The sequence below is a fragment of the Solirubrobacter pauli genome (assembly GCF_003633755.1).
Classification (GTDB): domain Bacteria; phylum Actinomycetota; class Thermoleophilia; order Solirubrobacterales; family Solirubrobacteraceae; genus Solirubrobacter; species Solirubrobacter pauli.
Genome location: NZ_RBIL01000001.1, coordinates 164,857 through 178,015 on the forward strand (window position 1 = coordinate 164,857; position 13,159 = coordinate 178,015).

The 13,159-nt window shown below is 73.8% G+C and carries 14 protein-coding genes; 6 read left to right on the forward strand and 8 right to left on the reverse strand.

Features of this window, described 5'->3' with window-relative positions; translation table 11 throughout:
- The first annotated feature begins 177 nt into the window (after nt 1-177).
- The 4 genes from C8N24_RS00775 (at nt 178) to C8N24_RS00790 (ending at nt 4,237) form a co-directional block, all read left to right on the forward strand.
- Nucleotides 178-1,515, forward strand: a complete 1,338-nt coding sequence (locus tag C8N24_RS00775) for a hemolysin family protein (RefSeq protein WP_121246846.1) — start codon at nt 178-180, stop codon at nt 1,513-1,515.
- Nucleotides 1,512-2,558 (forward strand): hemolysin family protein, encoded by a 1,047-nt coding sequence (locus C8N24_RS00780; protein WP_121246848.1) that lies wholly within the window; start codon nt 1,512-1,514, stop codon nt 2,556-2,558. The genes C8N24_RS00775 and C8N24_RS00780 overlap by 4 nt, the downstream gene beginning before the upstream one ends.
- Before the next feature lie 66 nt (nt 2,559-2,624).
- Nucleotides 2,625-3,026 carry a YciI family protein gene (locus C8N24_RS00785; protein ID WP_121246850.1) on the forward strand — a complete coding sequence of 134 codons (402 nt, stop codon included), beginning with the start codon at nt 2,625-2,627 and terminating at the stop codon, nt 3,024-3,026.
- On the forward strand, nt 3,023-4,237 hold the full coding sequence (locus C8N24_RS00790) for an RNA polymerase sigma factor (RefSeq protein ID WP_121252851.1): 1,215 nt from the start codon (nt 3,023-3,025) through the stop codon (nt 4,235-4,237). Before C8N24_RS00785 ends, C8N24_RS00790 begins: the two co-directional genes overlap by 4 nt.
- Nucleotides 4,238-4,290: 53 nt before the next feature.
- On the opposite strand, the gene C8N24_RS00795 is transcribed toward C8N24_RS00790, so the two are convergent.
- From C8N24_RS00795 to C8N24_RS00830, 7 genes are all read right to left on the reverse strand, one after another.
- Nucleotides 4,291-5,490 (reverse strand): hypothetical protein, encoded by a 1,200-nt coding sequence (locus C8N24_RS00795; protein ID WP_121246852.1) that lies wholly within the window; start codon nt 5,488-5,490, stop codon nt 4,291-4,293.
- Between the two features lie 100 nt (nt 5,491-5,590).
- Entirely contained in the window at nt 5,591-6,235 is a 645-nt protein-coding gene (locus tag C8N24_RS00800; RefSeq protein ID WP_121246854.1) for a response regulator transcription factor, read from the reverse strand.
- Nucleotides 6,223-7,239 carry a sensor histidine kinase gene (locus tag C8N24_RS00805; RefSeq protein WP_121246856.1) on the reverse strand — a complete coding sequence of 339 codons (1,017 nt, stop codon included), beginning with the start codon at nt 7,237-7,239 and terminating at the stop codon, nt 6,223-6,225. The genes C8N24_RS00800 and C8N24_RS00805 overlap by 13 nt, the downstream gene beginning before the upstream one ends.
- A gap of 35 nt (nt 7,240-7,274) precedes the next feature.
- The gene (locus tag C8N24_RS00810; protein ID WP_121246859.1) at nt 7,275-7,628 is read right to left on the reverse strand and encodes a response regulator; all 354 of its coding nucleotides are present in this window, start codon (nt 7,626-7,628) and stop codon (nt 7,275-7,277) included.
- A 46-nt stretch (nt 7,629-7,674) separates the two neighbouring features.
- Nucleotides 7,675-8,520, reverse strand: a complete 846-nt coding sequence (locus C8N24_RS00815) for a hypothetical protein (protein WP_121246860.1) — start codon at nt 8,518-8,520, stop codon at nt 7,675-7,677.
- A 3-nt stretch (nt 8,521-8,523) separates the two neighbouring features.
- Nucleotides 8,524-10,401, reverse strand: coding sequence for a CARDB domain-containing protein (locus tag C8N24_RS33545; protein ID WP_170178756.1), 1,878 nt, complete (start codon nt 10,399-10,401; stop codon nt 8,524-8,526).
- 123 nt (nt 10,402-10,524) lie between these two features.
- Nucleotides 10,525-11,067, reverse strand: a complete 543-nt coding sequence (locus C8N24_RS00830) for a hypothetical protein (RefSeq protein WP_121246863.1) — start codon at nt 11,065-11,067, stop codon at nt 10,525-10,527.
- Between the two features lie 155 nt (nt 11,068-11,222).
- On the opposite strand from C8N24_RS00830, the gene C8N24_RS00835 reads away from it, so the two are divergent.
- Nucleotides 11,223-12,185: an ABC transporter permease gene (locus C8N24_RS00835; RefSeq protein WP_121246865.1), complete on the forward strand. Its 963-nt coding sequence runs from the start codon at nt 11,223-11,225 to the stop codon at nt 12,183-12,185.
- Nucleotides 12,186-12,189: 4 nt separating this feature from the next.
- On the opposite strand, the gene C8N24_RS00840 is transcribed toward C8N24_RS00835, so the two are convergent.
- Nucleotides 12,190-12,720 (reverse strand): TetR/AcrR family transcriptional regulator, encoded by a 531-nt coding sequence (locus C8N24_RS00840; protein ID WP_121252853.1) that lies wholly within the window; start codon nt 12,718-12,720, stop codon nt 12,190-12,192.
- A 62-nt stretch (nt 12,721-12,782) separates the two neighbouring features.
- On the opposite strand from C8N24_RS00840, the gene C8N24_RS00845 reads away from it, so the two are divergent.
- Nucleotides 12,783-13,145, forward strand: coding sequence for a DUF4267 domain-containing protein (locus tag C8N24_RS00845; RefSeq protein WP_121246867.1), 363 nt, complete (start codon nt 12,783-12,785; stop codon nt 13,143-13,145).
- The last annotated feature ends 14 nt before the right edge of the window (nt 13,146-13,159 follow it).

The window sequence follows — 13,159 nt, forward strand, 5'->3', positions numbered from 1 at the left end:
CCACTATCGTATCTTTGTCCTAGGACAAAGCGCAAGCCATTCGTGGACCAACCGTCCAAAGGTTCCGTTAAGCCAGCCCCCTAAGCTCCACGGGACATATGAGTCGCCGCTCCCTTGGTCGATGACCGACGACCCCAGCTGTAGTCCCAAGCGCGCCCCCGTCCGCGGAGGCGCGCGATGATCGAAATCCTCCTCATCCTCGGCGCCCTGGCGCTGATCGTGGCGTGCGGTGCGTTCGTGGCCGCCGAGTTCTCCTTCGTGACCGTCGACCGCGGCACGGTCGACCGCGCGGCCGACGCCGGTGACCGTCGCGCGAAGGGCGTCCAGAGCGCGCTGCGCTCGCTGTCGACGCAGCTGTCGTCCGCGCAGGTCGGCATCACGGTCACCAACCTGCTGATCGGCTTCATGGCCGAGCCGGCGATCGCCGACCTGGTCGACGCGCCGCTCGAGTCCGCCGGCCTGCCCGAGGGCATGGTCCCGGGGGTCGCGCTCGCGATCGCGCTCATCCTCGCCACCGGCACCACGATGGTGTTCGGCGAGCTCGTGCCCAAGAACCTCGCGATCGCCAAGCCGCTCGCGACCGCCAAGGCCGTGCAGGGCTTCCACCGCGGCTTCACGCGCGCGGCGCACCTGATCGTGTCCGCCTTCAACGACACCGCCAACGCGATCCTGCGCCGGATCGGCGTCGAGCCGCAGGAGGAGCTCGCGTCCGCGCGCTCCGCCGAGGAGCTCGCGTCGCTCGTGCGCCGCTCGGGCGAGCAGGGCACCCTCGAGACCAGCACCGCCGCGCTCCTGCAGCGCTCGCTCGCGTTCGGCGAGCGGCGCGCGCACGAGATCATGACCCCGCGCGGCCGGGTCGTCACCGTCTCCGAGGACGACCACGTCACCGCGGTCGTCGAAGCCGCGCGTGAGAGCGGCCGCTCGCGCTTCCCCGTGCTCGGCGACAACGGCACGTTCTGCGGCATCGTGCACGTCAAGCACGCGGTCGCGGTGCCGTTCGAGCGCCGCAGCGACGTCAGGGTCGGCGAGGTGATGGGCGAGCCCGTGCTCGTGCCGGCCAGCCTCGAGCTCGACGACCTGCTCGACCAGCTGCGCGCCGGCGGCCTGCAGATGGCGCTCGTCGTGGACGAGTTCGGCAACGTGGACGGGCTCGTGACGCTCGAGGACCTCGTCGAGGAGATCGTCGGCGAGGTGCGCGACGAGCACGACGAGGACGAGGAGCGCGCGCGCCGCGAGGGCGAGAACGCCTGGGTGCTGTCCGGCCTCATGCGCCCCGACGAGGTGGAGCAGCTCGTCGGCGTGCGCCTCCCCGAGGACGACGACTACGAGACGATCGCGGGCCTGATCGGCGACGTGCTCGCCCGCATGCCCGACGTCGGCGACTCCGTGACCGTGCGCGCCCACGACCAGGAGGTCACGCTGACCGTCCTGGCGATGGACGACCTGCGCGTGGACCGGATCCGGCTCACGCACGAGCCGATCGAGGTCGAGCTCAAAGAGGAGGACGAGGCATGAGCACCGGCCTCGCGATCGGCATCAGCGCCTTCCTGCTCGCCGCCAACGCGTTCTTCGTCGGCGCGGAGTTCGCGCTGATCTCCGCGCGCCGCAGCTCGATCGAGCCGCGCGCCGCGGAGGGCAGCCGCGCCGCCCGCACCGCGCTGCGGGCGATGGAGAACGTGTCCCTGATGATGGCGGGCGCGCAGCTCGGCATCACGATCTGCTCGCTCGGCCTCGGCTACCTCGGCGAGCCCGCGATCGCGCACGCGCTCGAGGGTCCGTTCGAGACGATCGGCATCCCGGAGGGCCTCGTGCACCCGGTCGCGTTCGCGATCGCGCTGAGCCTGATCGGCTATCTGCACGTCGTGCTCGGCGAGATGGTGCCGAAGAACCTCGCGCTCGCCGGTCCGGACCGCGCGGTGCTGCTGCTGGCGCCGCCGATGGTGTGGATCGTCCGCGTGCTGCGCCCGGCCATCGCGCTCCTGAACTGGATCGCGAACCGCACGCTGCATCTGGTCGGCGTCGAGGCGCAGGACGAGGTCACGAGCGCGTTCACGCGCGACGAGGTCGCCGGCCTGGTCTCCGAGTCCGGCCGTGAGGGCATCTTGGACAAGAACGAGGAGCGGCTGCTGATCGGCGCGCTCGAGTTCGAGGAGCGCGACGCGCGCAGCGTCCTGCTCCCGCTCGCCGACGTGGAAGCCGTGCCGGTGGACGTCACGCCCGCCGAGGTCGAGGACGTCGCGGGCCGCACCGGCTACTCGCGCTTCCCCGTCCAGGAGGGCGACACGCTGATCGGCTACCTCCACCTCAAGGACGCGCTGGAGATCAAGGAGCGTCACCGCAACCGGCCGATCGCGCGCTCCTGGGTGCGCCCGCTCGCGGTCGTGAACGCGGCCGACCCCCTGCGCTCCGTGCTGGCGACGATGCAGCGCTCGAACGCGCACCTCGCCCGCGTCGACGACGCGGACGGCACCGTGCTCGGCGTCGCCGCGCTCGAGGACGTGCTCGAGGAACTCGTCGGCGAGATCCGCGACGACACCCAGCGCGTGTTGGCGCGTTGACGCTGTCGAAGTAGCGCCCTCCGCTCGTCCCCTGCATGATCCGCAGGAGACGACCGGAGGTTCGACATGAAGGTGCTGCTGACGTTCTACGGCGAGGAGCTCACGGGGCTGGACTCCTCGCCGGAGCAGATCGCGCAGACGTTCGAGGGCTGGGGCGCGTTCGACGCGGCGACCCGCGCGGCGGGCGTGCTGATCGCGTGCGAGGGCCTGGAGACCGGTGACATGGCGACCACGATCCGCGTCGGCGCGGGCGACCGCCACGTCACCGACGGGCCGTTCATGGAGACCAAGGAGCAGCTCGGCGGCTTCGCCCTGCTCGAGGTGCGCGACCTCGACGAGGCGATGGCGTGGGCCGCGCGCACGCCCTGGAACGGCGACGGCCAGATCACCGAGATCCGCCCCGTCATGGACTACGAGCAGTACGCGGCGCGCCTGCAGGGCACCGGCCTGGAGGGCGCCACGCCCTGACCGTCGACGCCGCCTACCGCGAGCACTTCGGCCGCGCGGTCGCGGCGCTGATCCGCTCCCTCGGCGACTGGGACGTCGCCGAGGACGCGGTTCAGGACGCCTTCGCCACCGCGGTCGAGCGCTGGCCGCGCGACGGCACGCCGCACGACCCGCTCGCGTGGATCGTCGCCGTCGCGCGCCGCCGGGCGCTGGACCGGCTCCGCCGGGACCGCACGCTCCGCACCCGGGTCTTGCCGGAGTTGGCGGCCCTGCCCGAGCGTGAAGCGGTGGAAGGGGTGACGACGCGCGTGCCCGACGAGCGGCTGCGGCTCATCTTCACGTGCTGCCATCCCGCGCTGGCGCGCGAGGCCCAGGTGGCGCTCACGCTGCGGTTGGTCGGCGGGCTGACGACGGCCGAGGTGGCGCGCGCGTTCCTCGTGCCCGAGCCGACGATGGCGCAGCGGCTGTCGCGGGCCAAGGCGAAGATCCGCGTCGCGCGGATCCCGTTCCGCGTGCCGCCCGACGCGGCGTTGCCGGAGCGGCTCGGCGCGGCGCTCGACGTCGTCGCGCTCGTCTTCAACGAGGGCTATGCGGCGAGCGCGGGTGACGCGCACATCCGGCGCTCGTTGTGCGCCGAAGGGGTGCGGTTGGCCGCCCTGCTCGCACGGCTGATGCCCGACGACCCTGAGGCGCTCGCGCTGCACGCCTTGCTGCTCACGCACGAGGCGCGGCGAGAGACGCGCACCGACGCCGACGGCACGCTCGTCCTGCTCGAGGACCAGGACCGCGACCGCTGGGACCGGGCGATGATCGCCGAGGCCACGCGGCTCGCCACCCGTGCGCTGGCGACGAGCGTGCGTCCCGGCCGCTACGCGCTGCAGGCCGCGATCGCGCTCGAGCACGCCCATGCGCGCCGCCCGCAGGACACCCGCTGGACGCACATCGCGGCGTACTACTCGCACCTGGCCGCGCTCGACCGCGACCCGGTCGTGGAGCTCAACCGCGCGGTCGCCATCGCGCTCGCGGGCGACCTGGAGGGCGGGCTCGCGCACATGGACGCGCTCGCACCCGCGCTCGACCGCTACCACTACTTCCACACCGCGCGAGCCGACCTGCTGCGCCGCCGCGGCGACACCGACGCGGCCCGCGAGGCCTACGAGCGCGCGCTCGCGCTGGCCGGCAACGCCGCGGATCGCACGTTCCTCGATGGCCGGCTCGCCACGCTGAGGTGAGGACGACGGCGCGACAACGCGCCGCGGCAGTCCGGCGCAGCGCTCGGCGCGGCTCAGGCCGCGACGGCGGCGCGGCGCGCGGCCACGGCCGCGTCCAGCGCCGCGGTCGACCAGTCCGCGCGGTCCGCGTGCACGCCCTCGGCGCTCACGCGCACGACCCAGCGGTCGCGGTTCGGGTCGAGCCAGAGCAGCAGGTGGCCGTCGGGGCCGTGCAGCGCGGCGACGGCACGGCCGCGCACCGGGCAGTCGAAGCGGCGCTGGGCGACGCGCGGGTCCTCGACGACGAGGCCGCGCGAGGTCGCGTAGCCCGTGACGAAGGCCTCGAGGCCCCACGGCCGGGCGTGGGCGTCGCGCTGGTCGTCGCTCAGCTCGCGGCCGAGGCCGACCGCCGCACGGGCGATGCGCCACAGCGCCCACACCGCGAAGGCCGCCGAGAAGACGCCGCCGGCGGCGAAGCCGGTGGCCACGCCCGCCACGAGCAGGGTCGCGACGACGAGCGTGGCGATCAGGAAGAACAGCGCGCCCGCGACGAGGCCGAACCTGCGAGCGCCGCCGCGGACGATGCGTGCGTAGGCGGCGACCGCGGTGTCGAAGTCGGCGGGCGGCGCGTCCCAGCGCACCTGCGCGGCGCCCCACGCGGTCCAGCGGCGCCGCTCGCTGTCGGCGAGCGGCGCGACCGGCGCGTGGACGTCGAGCCCGGGCTCGCGGGCGACCACCATGGCGATCGCGTCCGCGAACGCCGAGGCCGCCCGGCACAGCATGTCGAGTCGCGCCGGGTCGGTCACACGGCCTTCCATGTACGCGCACACGACGCCGAACTCGACCTCGATGCTCACACCCTTCGGCGGCAGGAAGGTGAACGCGTCCGGTGCCTTCGGCTCGGCCGGGATCGCGTCGGCGCGCCCTCGCCGGAGATCGAGCGTGGCGCCGACGCTGACCGGCTGCGCGTGACCGAACCAGGCCTGTCCGAGCACGCGGTTGGCGACCGGCAACTCCGCATAGACGACCGTGTCCGTCCACTCGGACCAGTCGTAGCCCTCGCCCGGTCCCTGGCCGAGATGCGAGTGATGGGCGAGGACGCCGACGAGCCCGCCCTCGAGCACGCCTTCGCGCAGGATCGTCGACTCGCGCTCCGGCCGCTTGCGCAGGTTGCCGAACGTCCGGATGCTGCCCGGGCTCGCCTCCAGGGCGCGCTGGGTGCCGATGCCGAGCCCGCGGCGCAGCAGCGGTGTGTTGGGCGGAAGCGCGTTCATGCCCCAACCGTGCCGGACGTGACCACGGGGGCCAATGCGCCTAGCCCGCCGCCCGCCTGGCGGACAACCGCCGCGGCGGTGCGGCGAACGCCCGTAACGCCTACGTCTTCAGGTACGCGAGGACCGCCAGCACGCGCCGGTGGTCCTCGTCGGTCACCGGCAGCGCGAGCTTGGTGAAGATCGCCGTCACGTGCCGCTCGACGGCCCGCTCGGACATGAAGAGCGCCTTCGAGATCGCCCGGTTGGTCTTGCCCTCGGCCATCATCGACAGCACCTCGGTCTCGCGGTCGTTGAGCGCGTCGACCGGGCTGCCGTTGCCGCGGTTGCCGAGCATGTGCGCAACGACCTCGGGGTCGAGCACGGAGCCGCCGCCGGCCACCTGGCGGATCGCGTCGGTGAAGCGCTCGACCTCGGCCACGCGGTCCTTGAGCAGGTAGCCCACGCCCGCGGCCCCCTGCTCGAGCAGCGCGGAGACGTAGCGCTCCTCGACGTACTGGGACAGCATCAGCACGCCGATCTTGGGCAGCTCGGCACGGATCGTGGCCGCGGCCTGCAGCCCTTCGTCGAGATGGTTCGGTGGCATCCGGATGTCCACGACCGCGACGTCCGGGTGCTCGCGCCGCACGAGCTCGAGCAGCTCCTCGGCGTCGCCGCACTCGCCGACCACGTCGAACCCGGCGTCCTCGAGCAGCCGGATCGCTCCGCGCCGCAGCAGCACGGAGTCCTCCGCGATCACGATCCGCACGGCAACTCCGCTCGCAGCAACGTCCCCACACCTTCCGGGCTCTCGACGAACAACGTCCCTCCAATTGCACTCACGCGGTCGAGCAGCCCTCGCAGGCCGCTGCCGCCGTCCATGGTCGCGCCGCCGCGGCCGTCGTCGCGCACCTCGACGTGCAGGACGCCGCCGACGTGCTCGACACCCACCTCGGCCTGCGTCGCCTCCGCGTAGCGCGCGACGTTCGTCAGCGCCTCGGCGACGACGAAGTACGCGGTGATCTCGACCGTCGGGTCCAGCCGCTCCTCGGGCGCGGCGACGATCGTCACCGGCACGGCCGCGCGCTTGGCCAGGCTGACGAGCGCCGGCTGCAGGCCACCTTCGGTCAGCACCGCCGGATGCAACCCGCGGGCGAGCTCGCGCAGCTCATCCGTCGCGGTCGCCAGGTCGCCGATCGCCTCGTCCAGCAGCTCCGCCACGAACTCGGGGTCGTCGAACAGCTTGCGCCGCGCGAGCCGCAACGTCATCGCGAGCCCGACGAGGTGCTGCTGCGCGCCGTCGTGCAGGTCGCGCTCGAGCCGGCGGCGCGCGTCGTCGGCCGCGGTCACGATGCGCACCCGGGACGCGTGCAGCTCGGCCTCGGCCGTGTGGCGCTCGGTGATGTCGCGCAGGTAGCCGACGAACAGCGGGGCGCCCGGCTGAAGCGTCCGCGTGATCGTCAGCTCGCACGGGAACTCGGTGCCGTCCCGGCGCATCGCGGTGATCTCGACACGCCGGTCGAGCACCACCGGCGCCCCGCCCGCGAGGTAGCGGGCGAGCCCCGCGCGGTGGCGCTCACGCAGCGACGGCGGGACGATCAGGTCGGCCATGTCCTGCCCCGCGGCTTCCGCCGCGCTCCAGCCGAACGTGCGCTCGGCGGCGGGGTTCCACTCCACGACGCGACCCTCGTGGTCCATCGTGACCACGCAGTCCAGCGCGGAGAGCAGCAGCGCGCGGTAGCGCTCGGGGAGGTCGGCGTCGATCGTCGTCATGCGGGCGGCGCGCGAGACTACCCGGACGAGCGGCGTTAGGGAAGGAGCTCCTCGATCGCGGCGCCCGACAGCTCCGACTTGCTCACGAAGCCACAGGCCCCGGAACGCCGCGCGCGGGCGTCGTAGCCGTCGTCGTCGCGGGTGGACGTGATGACCACCGCCGGCGACGCGTCGCGGGCCGCGATCGCCTCCGCGACCTCGAAGCCGGTGGTATCCGGCAGCTGCAAGTCGAGCAAGACGACGTCCGGCGCGAGCCGCTGCGCGGCGTCCACGCCCGAGGCGCCGTCGGCCGCCTCGCCCACGACCTCGAAGCCCTCGGCCTCCAGCATCCGCTTCGCCCGCGAGCGAAACGCCGTGTGGTCGTCGACGATGAGGACCCTGGTTGCCATCGCTGCTCATTATGGCTCCGGAGCGCTGTCGGTTTTCCGCCAATTTTCAGCGGACCCCGTCGGCGACGTGCGGGGCGCCCGCGGCGTCGAGCCAGTAGGTGTACGGATCCGGCCACGTCACGGACGCGGGTTCGAGGCGGCTGGGGTCGGCGGCCGGCTCGGCCGGCGCCACGCGGGTCCGCCCGTTCACGCACAGCCACGTCTTCCCGCCGGCGCGCGTGTAGATGAAGCGGCCGTCGTGCAGCAGCAGGCGCGCGCCCGGACGCGGCTTGCAGCGGCCGATCGTCCGCGCCCGCGGTGGGGTGCGCGACGCCTCGGGACGCGGCAGCGGCACGGTCGCGGTCTGCGCCACGCCCTTGACGTCCTGCCAGTACACGCGGTTGCCGGCCGCGGCCAAGCCGAACGCCGTCGGCTTGCCGCCCAGCAGGTCGACGTCGCCGTCCGGGCGCAGCGCGAGGACGCCATCCTTGCCCGCCACGATGATCGCGCCGGCGAGCCCGACCGCCTCGTACGCGGGACCGTCCTCGTCCTCGATCGTGACCGTCACGCGCTTGGCCGTGACGATGTCGGTGAACCAGTACTCGCTGTGGTCGGCCGACTCCGCGGCGGAGGTGCTCTGCACCACCCACACCCAGCGGCCGCCCAGCACGTCGATGACGGTGCCGTCCTCGTACGTGCCCATGCCGTCGGTGTAGTCCCAGCCGACCTGCCGAGGGCTGAGCGCGCCGCCGCGCCGACAGGCCAGCAGGCGGTCCTTGGACGTGTAGATCTGCACCTCCGGCGTCTCGTAGACGGCCTTGGCCTGAGGCACGCCGCAGGCCTTCGCGCTCGCGCTGCCGGGCACGGCGATGAGGATCAGCGCGGTGAAGAGCGCGACGAGAAGCAGGCGCATGGCTCAGACCCCCGCCCGCGACGCCGAGGCGCCGCCGTTGGCGGAGCCGCCGCCGTAGCCGCCGGGGCCGGCGCTGAGCGTGCTGGCGGTGACGTTCACCTTGCCGCCCGTGCCGAAAAGCGCGTAGCTCGGACCGCCGGCGCCACCGCCGCCGCGGCCGCCCTTGCCGCCCCAGCCGCCCGTGCCACCGGCGCCGCCCGCGCCGACCTCCTCGAGGCAGGCGGTCGCACCGGGGCCGCCCGCTCCGCCCGCCGCGCCCATGCCGCCGTTGCCGCCGATCCCGCCGTTGCCGCCGGCGGCCGCGGTGATGGTCGACTGGACGACCTCGAGGCCGTGCGAGCCGACGGCGAAGATGCCGATCGAGCCGCCGCCGCCCTTGCCGCCGCGGCCGCCTTCGCCACCGTGGCCGCCCTCGCCGCCACCGCCGCCGCCGTTCCCACCGCCCGAGTAGCCCCAGACCGGCTGGCCGCCGCCTCCGCCGCCGCCCGCGCCGCCGGAGCCGGACGTCCCGTCGCCGGCCTGGGTGCCGTCGGCGGGGCGCCAGAGGCCGTCGACGATGGCGCCGCCCGCGCCGTCGGTGCCGTTGCCGCCCGTGTCACCGATCAGGCCGCCGATGCCGGGGCTGCCCGCCTTGCCGGGGTCGGCGGTCGCGCCGCCGTCGCCGCCGACGACGCCGCGGGAGCCCGGCAGCCCGCTCTTGCCGCTCAGGTTCAGGGAGCCGATCCCGCCGGAGCCACCGGCCCCGCCGAACGCGCCCCAGGCCGGTCCGCCGCCCGCGCCGCCGGCGCCGCCGGCGTTCCCGTCGCAGCTGCCCGCCTTGCCCGGCTGGCCGGGCTGCCCCGGCGCACCGGCGGCGCCGTTGGCCCCGGACGCACCGGCGCCGCCCTTGCCCGGGAGGATCGTCACGCGCTCGAGCCGCAGCCGCGAGGCCTCGATCGCCTGCAGCCCGTACGCCGTACCGCCGTTGAACGCGTTGGGCGACTTGATGGTGAGCTGCTGCACGGTCGTCGGCGTGAGGATGTTCTCCGCCCGCGCGCCGACGGCGTTGCCGCCCGCCTGGTTGATGCCCTCGGACGCGGAGACGAGGTCGGCGCGGCGCTGCCAGGTGACCGGGTCGTAGCCGCCGTAGAGGTTGATGCCGTCGTAGATGACCATCCCGTACGCGTAGGAGCCGGCGGCGATCAGCACCGCGGTGCGGCCCTTGGCCTTGGCCACGGACTCACCACCCGCGATCGTCCGCAGCGGCGCGGCCATCGTGCCCGGGTTGGTGTCGCTGCCGTTGGGCGAGACGAAGATGGAGGTGGCCGCGGTGCCGTCGATGCCGTCGCAGTCGCTGTCGGCGTAGCCGAGGTCGGGCACGTCGACCGCCGCGCACTTGCCGTTCGCGGGGACCGGGGCCGGCAGCGCGTCGCTCGGCGCGGGCGCGGGCGCGGGGGCCGGGGCCGGGGTGGGCGCAGACGCAGGCGCCGTGACGGTCAGGCGCACGACACGGCAGTTGTTGGCCTCCTTGGCCTCGCGGACCGCGCGCAGGTCGTCGGCGCACGCGAGCACCATGCCACCGGACGCGGGGACCTTGACCTTGACGCGGACGGCGACCGACTTCCCCCGTGCCAGCGCCCGCGCGGTCGCACGAGCGAGCACGGTGTCGCGGCGGTCGCGCCTGGCGTCCTTGGAGAGCACGAGCCGCACGGTCGAGCGCCCGGCCTTCGCCCGCCCGCCGTTGCGGACCGTCGTCTTCACCGTCACCGTCGTGCCGGGCGCGGCGGTCACCGCGGCCGGCGAGAGCGCGGCGACGCGCAGGTCGGGACGCGTCGCGGCGTCGGCGGCGGACGGGAGCAGCGCGAGCAGAGCCAGGGCGAATGTCGGGGAGGTCACCTTCATGGTCCGGCACTCTCCCAACGCGCCCGCGTCGCTCCCATGGGCTCAAACCGGCGACGGCACGGCGAGCCTCCGCCAGCGCGTGGCGGCTATCCGCCACGCGCACGGGAGTTCTCCCGAGCTCGCTCAGCAGCTGACCACGGCGTCGAAGGCGGCCTCCGACGGCACCTCGCTCCCGTCGGCGCGCTGCTCGTAGGTGAACACCTGGAAGCCGTTCGCGCCGCGGGCGTAGTTGACGTACGCGCGCATGTTCAGGTGGCTGTTGTGGCCCGGGGACGTGGTGAACCGCAGCCGCGGGGTCACGGTGAACCCGCACGTGTCGAGCCCGTTCGGCCCGAGGTCGGAGCTCGAGAAGAACAGGTCGTACCGGTTGCTGCCGGGAACGTGCCCGGGCTGGCCGCCCATGTCCCCGGTGTTCAGGCTGCCGTTGGCGTTGACGCTGTAGCGCAGCGTCGGGTTCGCCTCGTCGCGCTGCGAGACCCCGCGGTCCTGGATCGCGCGCTGGTCGACCGAGGCGTCGGCCAGCTTGGGCTCGGTGATCACCAGGTTCTTGATCTGGTCGGGGCTCGTGATGATCTCGTCGCCGGCGGCGACGGCGGTGCCGCCGGTCGCGGCGATCAGCGCGACCGTGGCGATCAGGGTGGACGGCGAAAGACGGGGCTTGCGCATGGAGTGCCTCCAGGGCGTTCGGGATGGCGGTTAGCCTTGTCCCCCGCTGAGACGCCGCCGCCCGGGCACGCTTCCGAGGGGTTCCCCTCGCCGACCCCTGTCCGGGCATGAGCCGCGCCTGAGACACATCCGGACGCGACCGTACATAAGACCTCGTGTACCACCTCCTCGCACGCCGGCTGCCGGCGCTGGTCCTGACCGCGATCATCTCGATCTCGATCGGCCACGTGCTGTTCACGTCGCACACCGGGGTGGACCAGATGACCTTCGGCGCGGCGATCGTGGACACGCCCGGGCACCTGCTGGACATCGCCCGCGGCGAGCTGGGGGTCACCAACGGCGAGGGCTGCAACCCGGGACGCAAGCGCAAGGCGGACCCGGTGATGCTGTGCACCGGCTGGGGCACGGGGACGGTCGCGGCGATGATGCGCGCCCGCGTCCCGGTCGACCTGCAGCTGATCATCGGCGGCGTGCTGCTGGGCACGCTGCTCGGCGTGGCCGCCGGGCGCTGGTGCGCGATGTACCCACGGACGCGGATCACGCGCGCGCTGCACGTGACGATCGCGTTCCTGCTCTCGTGCCCGCCGTACTTCCTCGCGTTCGCGGTCCTCGTCTTCTTCTCGTGGAACAGCGGCACCTACAAGCTCCCGTTCGTCTCCGGGCAGGGCGACTACCGGCCGTTCGGCGAGGACCCCGCGGCGTTCCTGAAGGCGATGTGGGTGCCGTGGCTGTGCTGCGCGCTGCCGATGGCCGCGTTCGTCTCGCGGATCGCGGAGGCGAGCCTGAGCGAGGCGCTGCACGAGGACTTCATCCGCACCGCACGCGCCAAGGGCGTCGGCGAGCGCAACGTGCTCAACCGCCACGCGCTGCCGTTCTCCTCGCCGCCGATCGCGGGCCTGATCGGCGTGAACGTCTCGACCATGCTGATCACCGCCGCCGCGATCGAGTACGGCTTCGGGATCCCCGGCATGTTCGTGACGATCCGCGGCGCGATCTACAGCCGCGACGTGCCGGTGCTCGAGGCGCTGATCCTGGAGGGCGTGATCCTCATCGTGATCGCCAACTTCCTCGTCGACGCGTTCCAGACCCGGTTGGACCCGCGCATCCGGCACGGGTGAGCCGTCAGCCGGTGAGCAGGGCGTGCAGGAGCTCCAGCCGCGCCTGCGCGTGGCTCGGTCGCAGGCGCCCGCCGGCCTGCAGCGTGGCCAGGCCGTGCAGCGCCGACCACGCCACCTCCGCCCGCGTGCCGTCCGCGTCCGGGAACACCACCTGCACGCCGGCGAACGCCCGCCGCAGCGGCTCCGGCGTGTCGTCGGCGGCGAACCGCAGCCCCGAGGGCAGCGAGAACATCGCCTCGTACAGCCGCGGGTGCGCGGCCGCGAAGTCCAGGTAGGCGCGCATCCGCGCGCGCGGCGCCGGCTCCACCGCCGCGAGTGCTGCGGCCAGGTCGCGGAAGCCGCTGACCGCCACGGCGTCGATCAGCGCCTGGCGGCCGGCGAACGCCGTGTAGAGCACGGGCTGCGTGGCGCCGACGAGCGAGGCGAGGCGGCGCATGGTGACCGCGGCCCAGCCCTCGTCCTCGGCGAGCACGCGGGCGGCACGGATCACCTCGTCGCGTCGGTGGTCGAGGTCCGGAGCGGGTCGGGGCGACATCGCCACGTAGTCTAACGCTGTTATATAACGACGCTAGGACTCGGACGAAAGGACCGCTCGCCATGGAACTCGCCGCTCTGCTGCTCGTGCTCGTCGCCTGTGTGGCGATCATCGCCATCGGCCTGCGCTTCTTCCTCCAGCCGCGCGCCGCGCTGCTCGCCTTCGGGGTCGACGTCGAGAGCCCGCGCGCGCTGACCGAGATCAAAGGCGCCCGGGACATCACGTCGGGCGTGGTGCTGCTCGTCGTCTGGGCGGCCGCGGGCCGCTCGGCGCTCGGCTGGGCGGCGGTCGCCGCGGCCATCACGCCGATCGCGGACGCGCTGATCGTGGTCGTCAACGGCGGCAAGCGCTCGACCGCGCTGAGCATCCACGGGCTGACCGCCGTGCTGCTCGTCGCCGCGGGCCTCGTGCTGGCGTTCGCCTGAGCGCCGTTGCGTTC